This is a genomic window from Pantoea sp. AS142 (assembly GCF_037152305.1).
Classification (GTDB): domain Bacteria; phylum Pseudomonadota; class Gammaproteobacteria; order Enterobacterales; family Enterobacteriaceae; genus Pantoea.
Genome location: NZ_JBBCMO010000005.1, coordinates 151,684 through 169,350, shown reverse-complemented (window position 1 = coordinate 169,350; position 17,667 = coordinate 151,684). Strand labels below are relative to the sequence as shown.

13 protein-coding genes are annotated in these 17,667 nt (G+C 53.5%); 4 read left to right on the top strand and 9 right to left on the bottom strand.

Going from position 1 to position 17,667, the window contains the following annotated elements:
- Positions 1–7 precede the first annotated feature (7 nt).
- From fbaA to tkt, 4 genes are all read right to left on the bottom strand, one after another.
- A complete protein-coding gene (gene fbaA / locus WFO64_RS11730) occupies positions 8–1,087 on the bottom strand; it encodes a class II fructose-bisphosphate aldolase (RefSeq protein ID WP_337011850.1) in 1,080 nt (359 codons plus the stop codon).
- A gap of 105 nt (positions 1,088–1,192) precedes the next feature.
- Positions 1,193–2,356 carry a phosphoglycerate kinase gene (pgk, locus tag WFO64_RS11725; protein WP_013358959.1) on the bottom strand — a complete coding sequence of 388 codons (1,164 nt, stop codon included), beginning with the start codon at positions 2,354–2,356 and terminating at the stop codon, positions 1,193–1,195.
- Between the two features lie 51 nt (positions 2,357–2,407).
- Positions 2,408–3,427 (bottom strand): erythrose-4-phosphate dehydrogenase, encoded by a 1,020-nt coding sequence (gene epd / locus WFO64_RS11720; RefSeq protein ID WP_337011848.1) that lies wholly within the window; start codon positions 3,425–3,427, stop codon positions 2,408–2,410.
- A 319-nt stretch (positions 3,428–3,746) separates the two neighbouring features.
- Complete coding sequence (gene tkt / locus WFO64_RS11715) at positions 3,747–5,741, bottom strand: transketolase (RefSeq protein WP_337011846.1); 1,995 nt, start codon at positions 5,739–5,741, stop codon at positions 3,747–3,749.
- A 270-nt stretch (positions 5,742–6,011) separates the two neighbouring features.
- On the opposite strand from tkt, the gene WFO64_RS11710 reads away from it, so the two are divergent.
- Positions 6,012–6,767 carry a M48 family metallopeptidase gene (locus WFO64_RS11710; protein WP_337011844.1) on the top strand — a complete coding sequence of 252 codons (756 nt, stop codon included), beginning with the start codon at positions 6,012–6,014 and terminating at the stop codon, positions 6,765–6,767.
- 73 nt (positions 6,768–6,840) lie between these two features.
- On the opposite strand, the gene WFO64_RS11705 is transcribed toward WFO64_RS11710, so the two are convergent.
- From WFO64_RS11705 to speA, 3 genes are all read right to left on the bottom strand, one after another.
- Positions 6,841–7,251, bottom strand: a complete 411-nt coding sequence (locus tag WFO64_RS11705; RefSeq protein WP_337011842.1) for a YidB family protein — start codon at positions 7,249–7,251, stop codon at positions 6,841–6,843.
- A gap of 213 nt (positions 7,252–7,464) precedes the next feature.
- Positions 7,465–8,385, bottom strand: coding sequence for an agmatinase (gene speB, locus WFO64_RS11700; protein ID WP_337011840.1), 921 nt, complete (start codon positions 8,383–8,385; stop codon positions 7,465–7,467).
- Between the two features lie 170 nt (positions 8,386–8,555).
- On the bottom strand, positions 8,556–10,532 hold the full coding sequence (gene speA, locus WFO64_RS11695) for a biosynthetic arginine decarboxylase (RefSeq protein ID WP_337011838.1): 1,977 nt from the start codon (positions 10,530–10,532) through the stop codon (positions 8,556–8,558).
- A gap of 836 nt (positions 10,533–11,368) precedes the next feature.
- On the opposite strand from speA, the gene metK reads away from it, so the two are divergent.
- Both metK and WFO64_RS11685 read left to right on the top strand, forming a co-directional pair.
- Complete coding sequence (metK, locus tag WFO64_RS11690) at positions 11,369–12,520, top strand: methionine adenosyltransferase (protein ID WP_337011836.1); 1,152 nt, start codon at positions 11,369–11,371, stop codon at positions 12,518–12,520.
- A 533-nt stretch (positions 12,521–13,053) separates the two neighbouring features.
- Positions 13,054–14,451 (top strand): sugar porter family MFS transporter, encoded by a 1,398-nt coding sequence (locus WFO64_RS11685; RefSeq protein ID WP_337011834.1) that lies wholly within the window; start codon positions 13,054–13,056, stop codon positions 14,449–14,451.
- 68 nt (positions 14,452–14,519) lie between these two features.
- On the opposite strand, the gene WFO64_RS11680 is transcribed toward WFO64_RS11685, so the two are convergent.
- Positions 14,520–15,788 (bottom strand): O-antigen ligase family protein, encoded by a 1,269-nt coding sequence (locus WFO64_RS11680; protein ID WP_337011832.1) that lies wholly within the window; start codon positions 15,786–15,788, stop codon positions 14,520–14,522.
- On the bottom strand, positions 15,778–16,923 hold the full coding sequence (locus WFO64_RS11675) for a glycosyltransferase (protein ID WP_337011830.1): 1,146 nt from the start codon (positions 16,921–16,923) through the stop codon (positions 15,778–15,780). The genes WFO64_RS11680 and WFO64_RS11675 overlap by 11 nt, the downstream gene beginning before the upstream one ends.
- A 212-nt stretch (positions 16,924–17,135) precedes the next feature.
- Between WFO64_RS11675 and WFO64_RS11670 the strand changes: the two genes are divergently transcribed.
- A complete protein-coding gene (locus WFO64_RS11670) occupies positions 17,136–17,648 on the top strand; it encodes a SprT family zinc-dependent metalloprotease (RefSeq protein ID WP_337011828.1) in 513 nt (170 codons plus the stop codon).
- Positions 17,649–17,667: the final 19 nt, after the last annotated feature.

The window sequence follows — 17,667 nt, the reverse complement described above, 5'->3', positions numbered from 1 at the left end:
ATTTCAGTTACAGCACGTCGACAGCGTTAAGCTCTTTGAAAGCCTGCTCCAGACGCACCACCATAGAGGCCTGGGCAGAACGCAGCCAGACGCGTGGGTCGTAATATTTCTTGTTTGGTTTGTCATCGCCTTCCGGGTTACCCAGCTGCGACTGCAGATAGCCTTCGTTCTTTTTGTAGTACTGCAGGATGCCGTCCCAGGTTGCCCATTGGGTATCGGTATCGATGTTCATCTTGATCACACCGTAGCTGATAGACTCTTCAATTTCTGCCGCTGAAGAACCTGAACCGCCGTGGAAAACGAAGTCCAGCGCATTGTGCGACAGGCCATGTTTTTCACACACATATTTCTGCGAATCACGCAGAATGGTTGGGGTCAGTTTCACGTTACCTGGCTTGTAAACGCCGTGTACATTACCGAATGATGCCGCAATGGTGAAACGCGGGCTGATAGCGTTCAGTTTTTCGTATGCGTAGTTCACATCTTCTGGCTGGGTGTAGAGCGCAGAAGCATCCATGTGGCTGTTATCAACACCATCTTCTTCACCACCGGTGCAGCCCAATTCAATTTCCAGCGTCATGTCGAGTTTCGCCATGCGCGCCAGGTATTTGCTGCTAATCTCGATGTTCTCTTCCAGGGACTCTTCTGACAGGTCGATCATGTGAGAAGAGAAGAGTGGCTTACCATTTTTCTGGAAATATGCTTCACCCGCGTCCAGCAGACCGTCAATCCACGGCAGCAGTTTCTTGGCACAGTGGTCAGTGTGCAGGATAACCGGCACGCCATACTGCTCAGCCATCAGATGAACATGGTGCGCACCAGCGATAGCACCAAAAATCGCCGCGCCCTGTGGTTTGTCAGTCTTGAAGCCTTTGCCGGCGATAAATGCGGCACCGCCGTTTGAGAACTGGATGATGATTGGCGCTTTGACTTTTGCCGCTGCTTCCAGTGCCGCATTGATAGAGTCAGTGCCGACGCAGTTTACGGCTGGCAGTGCGAATTTGTTCTCTTTCGCAACTTTGAAGATCTTCTGTACGTCATCACCAGTGACAACGCCGGGTTTTACGAAATCAAAAATTTTAGACATGATTGTGTCCTGTTTCGTGACCGTTGTTCCCCTTAGGGAACGTCGATTTAAACGCCCATACGGGCAAGACTTCAGGCGATGCCACCAGGCATCACCCCCAAAGGATTACTGCTTCGCACGCTCTTCCAGCATGGCAACTGCAGGCAATTTTTTGCCTTCCACGAACTCAAGGAATGCGCCGCCGCCGGTAGAGATGTAGGAAATTTTGTCTTCGATACCGAACAGGTCGATAGCCGCCAGGGTATCGCCACCGCCTGCAACAGAGAAGGCATCGCTGTCTGCAATGGCGTTAGCCACGATCTCGGTGCCTTTACGGAAGTTAGGGAACTCAAACACGCCCACCGGGCCGTTCCACAGGATGGTTTTGGCATCCTTCAGGATAGCAGCCATTGCTTGTGCAGTTTCATCACCAAAGTCCATAATCTCTTCGTTATCCGCCACTTCCGAAACCTTTTTCACGGTAGCTGGTGCAGTTTCAGAGAATTCTGTGCCGACACGTGAGTCAGTTGGAACCGGGATACCGTGCTGATCGCGCAGGCCTTTGGCCGCTTCAACAAAGTCTGGCTCATAAAGTGATTTACCGACATTGTTGTCGATAGCCACGAAGGTGTTAGCAATGCCGCCGCCCACAATCACGGTGTCGGCGATTTTGACCAGTGATTGCAGCACGTCAAATTTGGTAGAGACTTTAGAACCGCCGACCACAGCCACCAGCGGACGCTCCGGGTTGCTCATGACTTTGCCCAACGCTTCCAGTTCTGCAGAAAGCAGCGGGCCAGCACAGGCGATAGGGGCAAACTTGCCGACGCCGTGCGTAGAAGCCTGTGCGCGGTGCGCGGTACCAAAGGCGTCCATCACGAATACGTCGCACAGGGCAGCATATTTTTTAGACAGCGCTTCATCATCTTTCTTTTCGCCTTTGTTAAAGCGAACATTTTCCAGCACAACCAATTCGCCAGCGCCCACTTCAACGCCATCGAGGTAATCTTTTGCCAGCGTCACGTTCGTACCGCTAAGCTTCTCTTTCAGATAGTTAACTACCGGCAGCAGCGAGAACTCTTCGTTGTATTCACCTTCGGTCGGACGACCCAGGTGAGAGGTAACCATTACTTTCGCGCCCTGTTTCAACGCCGCTTCAATGGTGGGCAGAGAAGCACGGATACGTGCATCAGACGTCACTTTACCTTCTTTAACTGGTACGTTCAGATCAGCACGGATCAGAACGCGTTTGCCAGCCAGATCCAGATCGGTCATCTTAATTACAGACATGGTGAACCCTCTCGTTGATTCTCATAAGTTTTGCCAGACGCAAACCGCGTCTTACCTGAAACCGCTTGCGGCCATCGCTAACGTCGTGTCGAGCATTCGATTAGCAAAGCCCCATTCATTGTCACACCAGACCAGGGTCTTGATAAGGTGTTGACCGCTGACCCGCGTTTGTGTTCCATCCACAATGGCACTGTGCGGATCATGGTTAAAATCGACTGAGACTAACGGTAATTCCGTATAGTCAACTATACCACGAAATGCCCCTTCTGCCGCGCTTCGCAACAGGGTGTTAACTTCATACGCCGACACCGCCTGATGCACAGAAACACTGAGATCAATGGCTGTCACGTTAATTGTCGGAACGCGGACGGCTATCGCCTCAAAGCGATCGTTGAATTTCGGAAAAATACGGGTAATCCCTGCCGCCAGGCGAGTATCCACCGGGATGATCGACTGACTGGCGGCACGTGTACGGCGCAGATCGCTGTGATAAGCATCGATCACCTGCTGATCATGCATCGCCGAATGGATCGTGGTGACAGTGCCGGATTCGATACCAAACGCATCATCCAGCAGTTTAATCACCGGGATAATACAGTTTGTGGTGCAGGACGCGTTGGAAACAATGCGGTCGCTGGCGGTCAGTGCCTGCTGGTTCACGCCATACACCACTGTTGCGTCGAGATCGTTGCCGCCGGGATGAGAGAACAGCACTTTTCTGGCACCAGCCTGCAGGTGCGCTTCGCCATCAGCGCGTAAGCCATAGACGCCGGTGCAGTCAAGGACCACATCCACGTCAAGTTCACGCCACGGCAGATCGGCAATGGCTGCCCGGTGCAAAATGCGCAGGGTATCCCCCCCCACCCACATCACATCGCGCTCCTGCCGGACATCGAAAGCAAAACGGCCATGGCTGGTATCGTATTTCAGCAGGTGCGCCATACCGGTGGCTTCTGCCAACTCGTTGATCGCGACCACGGTGATCTCTGTACGTCGGCCCGTTTCATAAAGCGCACGTAGGACGTTGCGTCCAATCCGGCCAAAACCATTTATCGCTACCCGTACCGTCATTTCTCTCCTGCCACGTCAGATTGAAAAAAACGTGCCGTTAGCCTGAGCGTTTCACTGCATTTTGTACAGGAGATTCTTACCCGGCATTGTCCGAAACCAGGGTTGGTTGCCCGGTAACTGAAACGGTTCAGCTACAATAATAGAAGGAAGGAATAACAGGAATGACTGTGATCAATCTGGTTGCTTAAAATTGGATCTTTGTCACAATTTAAGGCCAAAGGTAATTATTACTACAGGAATAAATAAGTAAAAGGGACGAGATTTTCGCCCCTTTGTTTTTGTGAAAGCCAGACGGGAGCAGGCCCCGCTAACTGGCTTTTTACGCCAGCAGCGCTTTCGCTTTCGCGACCACGTTGTCGACGGTGAAGCCAAACAGCTCAAACAGCTGATCCGCAGGTGCAGATTCGCCGAAGCCGGTCATCCCCACGATAGCGCCGTTCAGGCCAGTGTATTTGAACCAGTAATCCGCAATGCCCGCTTCGATCGCGATGCGTGCACTGACTGCTTTAGGCAGCACCGATTCACGGTACTCATCGCTCTGCTTGTCGAAGGCATCCGTTGACGGCATAGAGACGACGCGCACTTTGCGGCCTTCGCTGGTGAGTTTGTCCCATGCCCCGACAGCCAGTTCAACTTCTGAACCGGTGGCGATCAGGATCAGCTCAGGGGTGCCGTCGCAATCTTTCAGCACATAACCGCCGCGTGCCACGTTAGCCAGCTGTGCAGCGTCACGCTCCTGCTGCGCCAGGTTCTGACGAGAGAAGATCAGTGCCGTCGGGCCATCTTTGCGCTCAATGGCATATTTCCACGCCACAGCGGATTCAACCTGGTCACAGGGACGCCACAGGCTCATATTTGGTGTGGTACGCAGGCTCGCCATCTGCTCAACCGGCTGATGCGTCGGGCCATCTTCGCCCAGACCGATGGAGTCGTGGGTATAGACCATGATCTGACGGATCTTCATCAGTGCCGCCATACGCGCGGCGTTACGCGCATATTCAACGAACATCAGGAATGTCGCGGTGTAAGGCAGGAAGCCGCCATGCAGCGCCAGTCCATTGGCGATAGCGGTCATACCGAACTCACGCACGCCGTAATGGATGTAGTTACCCGCAGCATTTTCGTTGATTGGCTTAGAGCCAGACCAGATAGTCAGGTTGCTAGGTGCCAGATCGGCTGAGCCGCCCAGGTATTCCGGCAGAATTTTTCCGAAGGCTTCGATAGCATTCTGTGAGGCTTTACGGCTGGCGATCTTCGCCGGGTTCGCCTGCAACTGCTCAACAAACTTCTGCGACTCTTCCTGCCAGTTCGCGGGCAGTTCGTTGCTAATGCGACGTTTAAACTCGGCAGCCAGTTCAGGATATGCCTGCGCATAAGCGGCGAATTTCTCATTCCATGCAGATTCTTTCGCCTGGCCCGCTTCTTTCGCATCCCACTCCGCGTAGATATCAGAAGGAATAACGAACGGTGCGTGGGTCCAGCCCAGCTGTTTGCGGGTCAGAGCGACCTCTTCATCGCCCAGCGGTGCGCCGTGTGAATCATGGGTGCCCGCTTTGTTCGGTGAACCAAAGCCGATAATGGTTTTGCACATCAGCAATGAAGGCTTGTCACTGACGCTCTTCGCTTCGTCAATCGCTTTAGCAATCGCATCAGCATCGTGACCATCGACACCACGCACCACGTGCCAGCCGTACGCTTCAAAGCGCTTAGCGGTGTCGTCGGTGAACCAACCATCAATGTGACCGTCGATTGAGATGCCGTTGTCATCATAGAACGCCACCAGTTTGCCCAGCTTCAGCGTACCGGCCAGTGAGCAGACTTCGTGCGAGATACCTTCCATCATGCAGCCATCACCCATGAAGACATAGGTGTTGTGGTCTACGATGTCATGATCCGGGCGGTTGAACTGTGCGGCCAGCGTGCGCTCAGCAATGGCGAAACCCACGGCGTTAGCAATGCCCTGACCCAGTGGACCGGTAGTGGTTTCAACGCCCACGGTGTAGCCATATTCCGGGTGACCTGGAGTTTTTGAGTGCAGCTGGCGGAAGTTTTCCAGCTCGCTCAGTGGCAGATCGTAGCCGGTCAGGTGCAGCAGACTGTAGATTAGCATTGAGCCGTGGCCGTTAGAGAGCACAAAACGGTCGCGGTCAGCCCACAGCGGGTTGGTTGGGTTGTGATTCAGGTAGCCGCGCCAGAGTACTTCAGCGATGTCCGCCATACCCATTGGGGCACCCGGATGTCCCGATTTCGCTTTCTGTACTGCATCCATACTTAACGCACGAATGGCGTTGGCAAGCTCTTTACGAGAGGGCATTTTCTACTCCAGGTCGGATTAATGCTTCACACCTTAACTTATTGTTATTGATGAGTTAATGGGCAAAACAAGGAAAAAGTTGCCCATCAATGTACATGAAAATCGGGGCAAAAGTACATGTTGTAAAACGCTAAATGTGCCGCTTCGTATGGCTTTTCCGGCCAACTCTGCTAGCAAAGTGCAGACTGGCACGCTATAACCAAATCGTTTATTCACCTGACTGAGTTTCAGGTATTTGTTTTTCTTACCTTGTTATGAATGGGATAGAGCATGAAAATCCAGAAAACGGTGTTAGCGCTTGGGCTGGCAACGCTGCTGAACGGCTGTCAGGGTTTAGACAATAATGCGCTGATGCAGTCGGGCACGCAGGCATATCAGGCTTATACCCTGAGCGACAATCAGGTAAAGCTACTGAGCGACAAATCCTGTGAGCAGATGGACAAAGATAACCAGATTGCGCCTGCTAACAGTGAGTATCAGCAGCGCCTGAACAAGATCGCGGCCGCACTGGGCGATAACATCAACGGCGTACCAGCTAACTACAAGGTTTATCAGACTAAAGATGTCAACGCCTGGGCGATGGCAAACGGCTGTATTCGCGTTTACAGCGGCCTGATGGATATGATGACCGACAATGAAGTAGAAGGCGTGCTGGGTCATGAGATGGGTCACGTCGCGTTAGGTCATACCCGTAAGGCGATGCAGCTGGCGTATGCTACGACCGCAGCCCGCACGGCGGCCGCTTCGGTTGGGGGTGTGATTGGTTCACTGTCGCAGTCGCAGCTGGGCGAATTGGGTGAAAAACTGGTCAATGCGCAGTTCTCCCAGACTCAGGAGTCACAGGCGGATGACTACTCCTACGATCTGATGAAGAAACGCAACATTGATCCAATGGGCCTGGTCACCAGCTTTGAGAAACTGGCGAAGCTGGAACAGGGACGTCAAAGTTCGATGTTTGACTCCCATCCCGCTTCTGAAGCGCGCGCCGCACACATCCGTGAGCGTATCGCTGCTGACGCGAAGTAATGCAAAACGCGGGCGCATGCACGCTGTTACGTGCATGCGCCCGTATAGTGAATCAGGTCACACTATCACTGACCTAACGTTTGAATATCTGATCCACCATTGAGCCTAAATCGAGTTTATTCTCATGCAGCGACGCTTCATCCATGTGCCCCTGGGGTGACATCTTGTCGATCAACTGCGGCAGGATAACGGCCAGCGTGCCTGCTGCGCCCTGCACGTCTGTTCCCAGCTTATCCGCCAGTGACTGTAGCTCAGCCTGACCAAACACCGAGTGGATGTCGCTGTGCGCCACAGGCTGATTACTGCCGGTACCGATCCACGAACCAAACACCTCACCCAGCCCGCCCTGCTGGAATTTTTGCAGCAGCACTTCAATCCCCCCCTGCTCCTGTACCCAGTGCCAGACCGCCTGCAACTGTCCAGGTAAATGCCCTTCACTCTGGCTGCCCTGCAGTGATCCCGCCAGTTCATCAAGAAAGCCCATGGCTGCCTCCACGTTGAGAATTGATATCAGTCAGTTTAGTTGCTGATGCGAGTTTGCGCCTGAGGCGCGTGGATGGGACCAGCAGGGTGTCACAAGGGGAAGCAAGGTACAGGGGAAAGCCGATGGGAGTTATTGTCAGCACTGCGCCGCGTCAGGCGGCGGCGCAGTGCCTGCCAGGTAACCCCGGCTGGCCTCTCTTGCCCCGGAGGGGGATTAGCCTTTGTTGACTGCCTGAACATGCAGCATATCCAGCGCCAGCGTAGCTGCCGCCAGTGCGGTTAGATCAGCATGATCATAACCGGGTGCAACTTCCACCAAATCCATGCCGACAATGTTCATGCCCTGCAGACCACGGATCAATTTGGTGGCTTTATCGGTGGTCAGGCCGCCAATCACCGGCGTGCCAGTGCCAGGCGCATGAGCCGGATCCAGACAGTCGATGTCGAAGGTCAGATAGATCGGGAGATCAGCAACGGTGCGTTTCACTTCGGCCAGGATATCGTCAACACTGCGATCATTGACCTGCGCGGCATCCAGCACGTTGAAACCCAGGCTTTTGTCGAATTCAGTACGGATACCGATCTGCACTGAGTGTTGTGGATCGATTAGACCCTCTTTCGGCGCAGTAAAGAACATGGTGCCGTGGTCGAAGGTCGGGCCGTTGGAGTAGGTGTCGGTATGCGCATCAAAGTGTACCAGGGCCATCTTTCCGAAGTGTTTTGCATGAGCGCGCAGCAGTGGCAGCGTGACGTAGTGGTCGCCGCCAAAGGTCATCATGCGCTTGCCATTAGCCAGCAGCTTCTCAGCATGGGCCTGTAATTTGTCGGAGAGATCCTGCGAATCGCCGAAGGCGTAAACCAGATCGCCGCAATCAACGACGTTCAGACGCTGACGTAGATCGAAATCCCACGGCCAGCGGCAGCCTTCCCAGGCCAGATTAGTGGAGATCTGGCGAATCGCGCCTGGCCCCAGGCGGCTGCCCGGACGACCAGAGGTCGCGGCATCAAACGGCACACCGGTGATAACCCACTCGGCGTCGCTGTCATAAGGCTGGAAATTCAGCGGAAAACGCATGAAGCCAAAGGCGTTAGAAACCAGGGAGTTGTCGTACTGATTGCCAAGCGTGTTATACATAATTGCTCTCTCTATGTGCGTAAGTCGGGCCAGGCCCGCAAGCCATTAAGGTTGAGATGAAAAAAATCCCCTCCGCGTCGTTAGGCCCGACGAGGAAGGGATTGAGTGAATCAGATTATCGACATAGTTAACGGCAACTGCAATATGCGATTGCGGGCTGCCTGGGTCGATTATTCATCTTCTAAATAGGTGTATCCGTAGAGGCCGCTCTCAAACTCTTCCAGGAACTGCGCGCGCAGCTCCTCGTCAAGATCGGACGCCTGAACCTGATTACGGAACAGCGCCATCAGCTCATTGGGATCAAGCTGCACGTAACGCAGCATGTCTGCCACGGTGTCGCCTTCATCGGACAACTGCACTTCCACTTCACCATTTTCACGCGCGTAGACATCCACCGCTTCGGTGTCACCAAACAGGTTATGCATGTTGCCCAGGATCTCCTGATAAGCACCCACCATAAAGAAGCCAAGCATTGGTGGGTTATCAAGGTCATATTCCGGCATCGGCATGGTAGTGGCGATACCGTCGCCATCCACGTAGTGATCGATGGTGCCATCGGAGTCACAGGTGATGTCGAGCAATACTGCACGGCGCTCTGGCTTCTTGTTCAGCCCTTCCAGCGGCAAGACCGGGAACAGCTGATCAATCCCCCACGCATCCGGCATTGACTGGAACAGCGAGAAGTTAACGTAGATCTTATCTGCCATCCGCTCCTGCAATTCGTCGATGATCGGGCGGTGTGCACGGTTGCTTGGATCAAGATGCTGCTGAATATAGTGGCAGATGCTCAGATAGAGCTGCTCAGCCCATGAACGCTGCTTGAGATCGTAGGTGCCGGAAGAGTAGCCGGTATGGATATCAAACAGATCCATCTGGCTGTCGTGCAGCCACTCACGCAGCGAACGACGGGTGCTCGGCTCATGCATCTCCTGCCAGGTTTCCCACATGCTGAGGATTGGGCGTGGCGCATCTGCATCTGGCGTTTCGGGTTCGCTGAACTCGTTGCGCTCCACACCAATGATGTTGGAAACGAGAACGGTATGGTGCGCAGTCACCGCACGACCCGATTCCGTGATCACCGTCGGATGCTCCAGACCGTGCTCATCACAGGCAGCACCAATCGCCCAGATTACATTATTGGCGTACTCATTCAGGCCATAGTTGACCGAGCAATCAGACTGCGAGCGCGTTCCTTCGTAATCGACGCCCAGACCACCGCCGACGTCGAAACATTTGATGTTCACGCCCAGCCTGGCCAGTTCGACATAGAAGCGCGCAGACTCACGCACACCGGTGGCGATATCGCGGATGTTGGACATCTGTGAGCCCAGATGGAAATGCAGCAGCTGCAGGCTGTCAATACGACCGGCTTCGCGCATGATCTCAACCAGTTTCAGCACCTGCGTGGCTGACAGGCCAAACTTCGACTTTTCGCCGCCGCTCGACTGCCATTTACCGGAGCCCTGCGAAGCCAGACGCGCACGGATACCAAGACGCGGCACCACATTCAGACGTTCCGCTTCTTCCAATACCAGCCGCACTTCGGTCATCTTTTCCAGCACCAGATAGACCTTGTGGCCCATCTTCTCGCCGATCAGCGCCAGACGAATGTATTCACGATCTTTATAGCCGTTACAGACGATCACCGAGCGTGTCTGTCCGGCATGCGCCAGCACCGCCATCAGCTCTGCTTTCGAACCCGCTTCCAGTCCCAGCGGTTCGCCGCAGTGGATCAGCGACTCAATCACGCGTTTGTGCTGGTTAACTTTAATCGGATAAACCAGGAAGTAGTCGCCGGTGTAACCGTAAGATTCACGCGCACGTTTAAAGGCGGCGTTGATGGAGCGCAGACGGTGTTGCAGGATTTGCGGGAAGCAAAACAAGGCGGGCAAACGCTGGCCCTGTGCTTCACGCTCTTTGACCAGGCGAGCTAAATCGACACGCACATCCGGACGATCCGGATCGGGGCAGACACTGATGTGGCCCAGTTCGTTAACGTCATAATAGTTGTTGCCCCACCAGGCGATGTTGTACGTACGCAACATTTTGCTCGCATCCTGATCGTTCATTGCAACCTCCTGCATAGAGCGGAGCGTACCCTGTTCGCCAGCTGACGAACCTTTGATATTCTTCATGTCGTCAGACATCGCGAACCTCAATTTTCCGTTGAAAGATTAAACTGTTAACCGGCTTTATGGCCGCTAATCTGAAAATCTGTTGCCACATTAAACGCAATGTCCTGTTCACCTGACGTTGCCGTCAGCACCATTCACGCATGAGAGATAAGTGTAAAACACCCTGGCCATTTCCGTTTCAGCAGAGAACATTTAACCGATCTGTATTGACCATGGATAACCTGCGTCGTTCCACTGCACGCGCGCAGAGAAGAGACAAACCCTGAGAACAGAAGTAAAGATTAGCCGGCGCCTGTGTCGGTAAAATTACCGCATCGGGCATCGTGTCGCAGGAAAGAGAAACAGATGGGAGGCAGGAAAGAGCCAGCGCCACAGCGCAGATAACAGGAAGAAGAGAAAGCGTGGTTCATTACTTGTATCACCTCCGCATATGCCAGGGACACATGGAAAACAACCTGGGTGAAAGCCAGACCAGAGTCTGACAGGCGCGCCGCAAACCGTGGCGTCATCCTTGCTGCTGCTATCAAAGCAGCGGCGTTTTATACCGTTTACAGCGGTAAAATGCAAAAACATTCTCCGGGGATTGCGTGCAGTGTCAGCAAATTATGCCGATAACGATGACAGGTTAAATGCTGTAACAGAAAAAGGGCTGGTAATTAGTTTACCCTCTATCCTAAAATAGCCGTCCAGATGGTTTTCCATCTAAACAGGTTACTATCCAGGCGGTGTTGGCCTGCTGTGCTGACACAACCTCACTGCTCGCGGCTTTGCCTGAAGGGGCGTCAGGTCAGACAACCTCACTGGCGCTATGCAGTCGTACTCAAACCATATTTAAGGTAAAGAACAAAATGGCTAAACACCTTTTTACGTCCGAGTCCGTATCCGAAGGACATCCCGATAAAATCGCCGACCAGATCTCCGATGCTGTGCTGGATGCAATCCTTGAACAGGATCCTAAAGCGCGCGTGGCCTGCGAAACCTACGTTAAAACCGGTATGGTGCTGGTTGGCGGTGAAATCACCACCAGCGCCTGGGTCGATATTGAAGAGATCACCCGTAAAACCGTACGTGAAATCGGCTATGTTCATTCCGATATGGGCTTTGACGCCAACTCCTGCGCGGTTTTAAGCGCGATTGGTAAACAGTCTCAGGATATCAATCAGGGCGTTGACCGTACCGATCCGCTGGAACAGGGCGCGGGCGACCAGGGCCTGATGTTTGGCTATGCCACTAACGAAACAGACGTGCTGATGCCTGCGCCGGTGACCTATGCACATCGTCTGGTACAGCGTCAGGCTGAAGTGCGTAAAAACGGTACACTGCCGTGGCTGCGTCCGGATGCCAAGAGCCAGGTCACTTTCCAGTATGACGATGGCAAAATCGTGGGCATCGATGCAGTCGTGCTCTCTACCCAGCACGCTGAATCCGTCAGCCAGAAAGATCTGCAGGAAGCGGTGATGGAAGAGATCATCAAGCCGGTTCTGCCAGCAGAATGGCTGAGCGCCGCAACCAAATATCACATCAATCCAACCGGTCGCTTTGTGATCGGCGGCCCGATGGGCGATTGCGGTCTGACCGGTCGTAAAATCATCGTGGATACCTACGGCGGCATGGCTCGTCACGGTGGCGGTGCGTTCTCCGGTAAAGACCCTTCAAAAGTTGACCGCTCTGCAGCTTATGCGGCGCGTTATGTGGCGAAAAACATCGTCGCGGCTGGTCTGGCTGACCGTTGTGAAATCCAGGTCTCCTACGCTATCGGCGTGGCTGAACCGACTTCCATCATGGTGGAAACCTTTGGTACCGAGAAAATCTCAACCGAACAGCTGACACTGCTGGTACGCGAGTTCTTCGACCTGCGTCCATACGGCCTGATTCAGATGCTGGATTTGCTGCACCCAATCTATAAAGAAACCGCAGCTTACGGTCACTTTGGTCGTGAACATTTCCCCTGGGAAAAAACCGACAAAGCGGCCCTCCTGCGTGAAGCGGCTGGCCTGTAAGGTCATCACCTGCTGATAAAAACCCTGCCCTCGCGGTGGGGTTTTTTATCGCCTTTTCAGCCCCAGGGCTGACCGGAGAAGTTTTGCTCCCGCCCTCTTTCTGAACGGCATACCAGCACGCTTTTCGGCGAGCACCAGACGGTAAAAAAACAAATCTGCGCACCATCTTCTTCACTCTGCAGCAAATTTTCAGTTATCAGCTACACTTCCTTTCGCTTTTTCTGACGACAAAATGTTAGCGATTACAAATTGAAAAGCTTTGTTTATCCAATATTTAGGAATTAACGCACGTAGTTATTATGCTGAAAATGCGTTATTTTCAGCGTCGTCTGATAGCCAATAAATAGAGCATTGTCAGAAACTTAATGAGTGCTATACCTCACTGGTTAATTAATCTTTCCGGGAAAAATATGCTGAATTTCAGGGTTTCAGCGTGTGTAAGCGATTACACTGATGTGATCAAACTCACTTTTTTCCCGCAAAAGGTTTTTTAACATTGATAAAAACAATGATGGATAAACCTGGAGGCTCCCATGCCTGGTAATACACACAAAAGCAGAACTTCAAATAAGGCGATGACCTTATTTGTCTGCTTTCTGGCGGCCCTTGCGGGTCTGCTGTTCGGTCTGGATATCGGCGTTATCGCCGGTGCTCTGCCGTTTATCGCAAAGGACTTTAATGTCACGCCTCATCAGCAGGAGTGGATCGTCAGTTCCATGATGTTTGGTGCGGCGGTGGGGGCTATCGGCAGCGGCTGGATGTCATCCCGCCTGGGCCGTAAAAAAAGCCTGATGGCTGGTGCGATTCTGTTCGTTATCGGTTCACTCTGGTCGGCGATGGCGCCAAACCCGGAAATGCTGATCAGCGCCCGCGTTCTGTTGGGTCTGGCGGTGGGTATCGCTTCTTATACCGCCCCGCTTTATCTTTCTGAGATCGCTCCGGAAAAAATTCGCGGCAGTATGATTTCGCTTTATCAGCTGATGATCACCATCGGTATTCTTGGCGCTTACCTTTCTGATACGGCGTTCAGCTTTACCGGCAACTGGCGCTGGATGCTGGGCATCATCACTATTCCGGCACTGTTGCTGCTGGTCGGCGTTTTCTTCCTGCCAAACAGCCCACGCTGGCTGGCGGCGCGAGGCAACTTCCGCGATGCACAACGCGTTCTGGATCGTCTGCGTGACACCAGCGAGCAGGCAAAACGTGAGCTGGAAGAGATTCGTGAAAGTCTGAAGATCAAACAGTCTGGCTGGGGTCTGTTCACCAGCAGCAGCCATTTCCGCCGTGCGGTCTATCTCGGCATCCTGCTGCAGGTGATGCAGCAGTTTACCGGCATGAACGTCATCATGTACTACGCGCCTAAAATCTTTGAAATCGCAGGCTTCACCAACACCACTCAGCAGATGTGGGGCACAGTGATAGTGGGTCTGGTCAACGTGCTGGCAACCTTTATCGCCATTGGTCTGGTGGATCGCTGGGGTCGTAAACCTACTCTGATTCTGGGCTTTATGGTGATGGCAGCCGGCATGGGCGTTCTGGGTACCATGCTGCACTTCGGCATTCACTCACCGGGCGCGCAGTACTTCGCGGTAGGTATGCTGCTGATGTTCATCATCGGTTTTGCGATGTCCGCCGGTCCGTTGATTTGGGTACTCTGTTCCGAAATTCAGCCGCTGAAAGGCCGCGATTTCGGTATCACTGTCTCCACCACCACCAACTGGATCGCAAACATGATCGTGGGTGCGACCTTCCTGACAATGCTGAATACGCTGGGCAACGCGAACACCTTCTGGGTTTACGCACTGCTTAACCTGTTCTTCATTCTGCTGACGGTGATGCTGATCCCTGAGACCAAAAACGTCTCGCTGGAACACATCGAACGTAACCTGATGGCAGGTAAAAAACTGCGCGACATCGGTTCACGCGACTAACTTTACCCGGTAAAAAAACGGCGGGGTTTCTCTGGAAACCCCGCCGTTTTTATTTGTTCAACGCCCCACTACGCTGTGGTTACCCGCGTTACCGGCAGGGGCCGCCGTATGCAGCAGAGTGCCAGCGCCATAATGAAAATGGTGGCGGTCTGATTATAGGGCAACACCGAATCGGTCAATCCGGTGATAAATAGCGCCAGCATCGGCAACGCCACGCCACGCAACTGACACTTCTTCAGCCAGCCAGCCAGCGTAGCCAGATAGAGCAGCGCCAGCGACAGCATACCCAGCCAGCCCTGCAGCGTCGTGACTTCCAGAAACTCATTATGCATGTTGTATTTAACATTGGTGTAGCCTTCACTATTGCGAGGATAGTGCGCCATGATGAATTTACGCGCCTCGGTGGTACGCGCATCCGGCGTCGCAAAACCACCATGGTGTTCAATAAAGTTGACCGCCCCGCCCCAAATGGCGACACGTGCGCCCAGCGATGTCGAACTGTTTGAACCAAAGTTCTCAATATCCTGCACCCCTTCCACCCAGCGGTTGCTGGTCATCAGAATCAGCACCGCCATTACGCCCACCAGCAGAGCGCTAATCCGCCAGTTAGTCAGCAGCGACAGCCGGTAAGTCTGCACCAGGAACAACAGCCCCACAGCAATCAGCGCAATCAAAGTCACGCGGGTGCCGCACAGGTAAAGCAAGGCAAAGGTTACAGCCAACGCAGCGATATCAGCCACTTTCCAGTAAACCTGCGTCTCATAGCGGCTTAGCCACAGCCAGGCACAGTAGATAAACAGAATCATGTAGGAGGACATGGAGGCGGCTTCAGTGGTGAGCTTGATGCGGATATTCTCAGTATAGAGATGCTCGTGGATACCAAAGCCCAGCGTAATCAGCAGTCCGGCCAGGATTAACACTTTTCCGATGCGTAGCGTGGTTGTAGAAATCCGATGCCCGTAAATGGCCAGACTGAGCAGCACAAAAGCCCCCATCAATAGCCGCTTCGCGCCCAGCAGATAGTTGCCCATATTAGTGATGGCATCGCTTGAGGGCGCTGTCTCAATCCCCTTCACGTGAATCGCCCAAAACAGACGAATCAGGGCAAAGATAATCAGCACAGCAAACAGGGCGATATAAAAACCATTCTCTTTAAAATCCTCTCGCCGGCGCACCAGGCCATACAACACGGACGCGACAGAGAGATAAGAGACCAGATAGAATATTTTTTGCGGCAGGCCAGTAACAAACATATTCAGTGACAGCGCCAGGCAGATCGCAATGACTGAAAAATTAACCATTAACGTTAATCCATTGCGCTCGGTTTTATTCGTCATGCTTAACCTCAGTCAGGCGGTTAAACACACTCATCAGGTGCTTCATATAATTTTCCTCATAGAACCCGGTAATGCTCGCTTTAATAACCTGATGATCAGGGAAGTGGAAATCCCCGCTCATGGCGTTGAGAATAGCGGCCAACGCCATGCTGTCGTTGGTAGGGTAGAGCTGGCCATTGAGACCGTTCTGAATAATTTCCGCTGGACCACTGATGCAGTCGGATGAAACGCAATAGACGCCCCGCGACATCGCCTCAAGCAGAATCAGCGGGAAGCCTTCAAAGTTAGAGGTCATGATCAGACAGGTAACCTGCCTGATATGGCGGATGACGTACTCCCAGGCATTCTCCTGCCAGCCATGCCAGATGATGCGATCCTGAATGCCGAGTTGCGCAACGTAGTGCTGACACTGGGTCATATCTTCCCCGTCACCCACTATCTCCAGCGTCCAGGGCGCATCCAGCTGCTGCAGGGCGTCAAACAGATCTTTAAGTTGTTTCTGCCGCTGATAATGGACGCGACCGATATAGAGAAACTTCAGCGCCTGGGGTCTGCCGATAACGGCGTCATTACGCTTGATCGGGTTATAGATCACGTCAATGTCAGTGGCGCGTGCGCCCAATTCCACTAGCTGCGCTTTGATCTGATTACTGATAGCAAAATGGTGATCGGCCCGCAGCAGATAGTGAGGGCGGTAGCGTTCCCGCGGTGGCAGGTGCATCCAGCTCGACAAAACGATTTTGCGTCCTGACAGCCCAATGGCCCGGCGCGTCATCAGACAGGGAATGGTGTTGAGGGTCAGGACATGATCGGGCTGATAGCGACGAAAGAAGGCGGCCATTCTCAGGGTGTGAATAAGATTTTTTATTTTCTTGTTGCGCAGCGTGCAGACGCTCTCTGCCAACACCGCGTTGGCGGTCCAGCCGCGGGAGTGGCTCTCCTCTCCGCTGTTGATAATAAACAGCCCCGCTTCCGTTCCGGGTTCCGCATTCAGGGCGGTGATCAATTGGCAGGTCACATTCTCCATACCGCCGCGGCCAGCCATTAAATCGGTAACCAGCACAATCCGCTGTTTCCTGATGTTATTATTTTTCATTGCGATGTCCGTACACTGTGCCTTCCGCGTCTCATCCATTCACTGTGCAGTGAACATTATCAATAGGATATTCTAAAAAAGACCATAACAATATTTAATCCAGAAAATTCAGCCAATGGCAGAGGGCACTTCAGGTGACGCACCTACTGCAGGACCATATCACTGGAAACGGGCGGCAGAGTCTGGCCACTGCGTGACCGTTTTCGCTGGCAACGTTGAGTTCCTGCGCTGCGGCGATTATTCTGAGCCCCATGAAAACACCTCGTCTCCCCATTGCCCTGCAGCAGGCCGTGATGCGATCGCTGCGCCAGTCGCTTGAGCGTGCGAATCAGGCACTAAACACCCATTACCCCGAACCAAAACTGCTTTACCAGCAGCGCGGTACGGCGGCAGGCACCGCCTGGCTGGCGTCATGGGAAATCCGCATCAATCCGGTGCTGCTGCTGGAAAACCAGCAGGCGTTTATCGATGAAGTGGTGCCACATGAGCTGGCGCATCTGCTGGTCTGGAAGCAGTTTGGTCGCGTTGCACCGCACGGCAAAGAGTGGAAGTGGATGATGGAGCAGGTACTGGCTGTTCCGGCACGGCGCACCCATCAGTTTGAGATAGCATCCGTGCGCAGCAATACCTTCGCGTATCGCTGTCAGTGCCAGCAGCATCAGCTTACGGTGCGCCGCCACAATCGGGTGCGTCGCAAAGAGAGTGAATATCGCTGCGTGCGCTGTGGCAGCCTGCTGACCGAGGGCGAGTTTGTCGCTTCCTGAGAACACTCCCCATTCCGCC

Coding starts and splice junctions, on each gene's coding strand:
- fbaA (WP_337011850.1), bottom strand. CDS start 1,087: ATGTCTAAAATTTTTGATTTCGTAAAACCCGGCGTTGTCACTGGTGAT.
- pgk (WP_013358959.1), bottom strand. CDS start 2,356: ATGTCTGTAATTAAGATGACCGATCTGGATCTGGCTGGCAAACGCGTT.
- epd (WP_337011848.1), bottom strand. CDS start 3,427: ATGACGGTACGGGTAGCGATAAATGGTTTTGGCCGGATTGGACGCAAC.
- tkt (WP_337011846.1), bottom strand. CDS start 5,741: ATGCCCTCTCGTAAAGAGCTTGCCAACGCCATTCGTGCGTTAAGTATG.
- WFO64_RS11710 (WP_337011844.1), top strand. CDS start 6,012: ATGAAAATCCAGAAAACGGTGTTAGCGCTTGGGCTGGCAACGCTGCTG.
- WFO64_RS11705 (WP_337011842.1), bottom strand. CDS start 7,251: ATGGGCTTTCTTGATGAACTGGCGGGATCACTGCAGGGCAGCCAGAGT.
- speB (WP_337011840.1), bottom strand. CDS start 8,385: ATGTATAACACGCTTGGCAATCAGTACGACAACTCCCTGGTTTCTAAC.
- speA (WP_337011838.1), bottom strand. CDS start 10,532: ATGTCTGACGACATGAAGAATATCAAAGGTTCGTCAGCTGGCGAACAG.
- metK (WP_337011836.1), top strand. CDS start 11,369: ATGGCTAAACACCTTTTTACGTCCGAGTCCGTATCCGAAGGACATCCC.
- WFO64_RS11685 (WP_337011834.1), top strand. CDS start 13,054: ATGCCTGGTAATACACACAAAAGCAGAACTTCAAATAAGGCGATGACC.
- WFO64_RS11680 (WP_337011832.1), bottom strand. CDS start 15,788: ATGACGAATAAAACCGAGCGCAATGGATTAACGTTAATGGTTAATTTT.
- WFO64_RS11675 (WP_337011830.1), bottom strand. CDS start 16,923: ATGGATGAGACGCGGAAGGCACAGTGTACGGACATCGCAATGAAAAAT.
- WFO64_RS11670 (WP_337011828.1), top strand. CDS start 17,136: ATGAAAACACCTCGTCTCCCCATTGCCCTGCAGCAGGCCGTGATGCGA.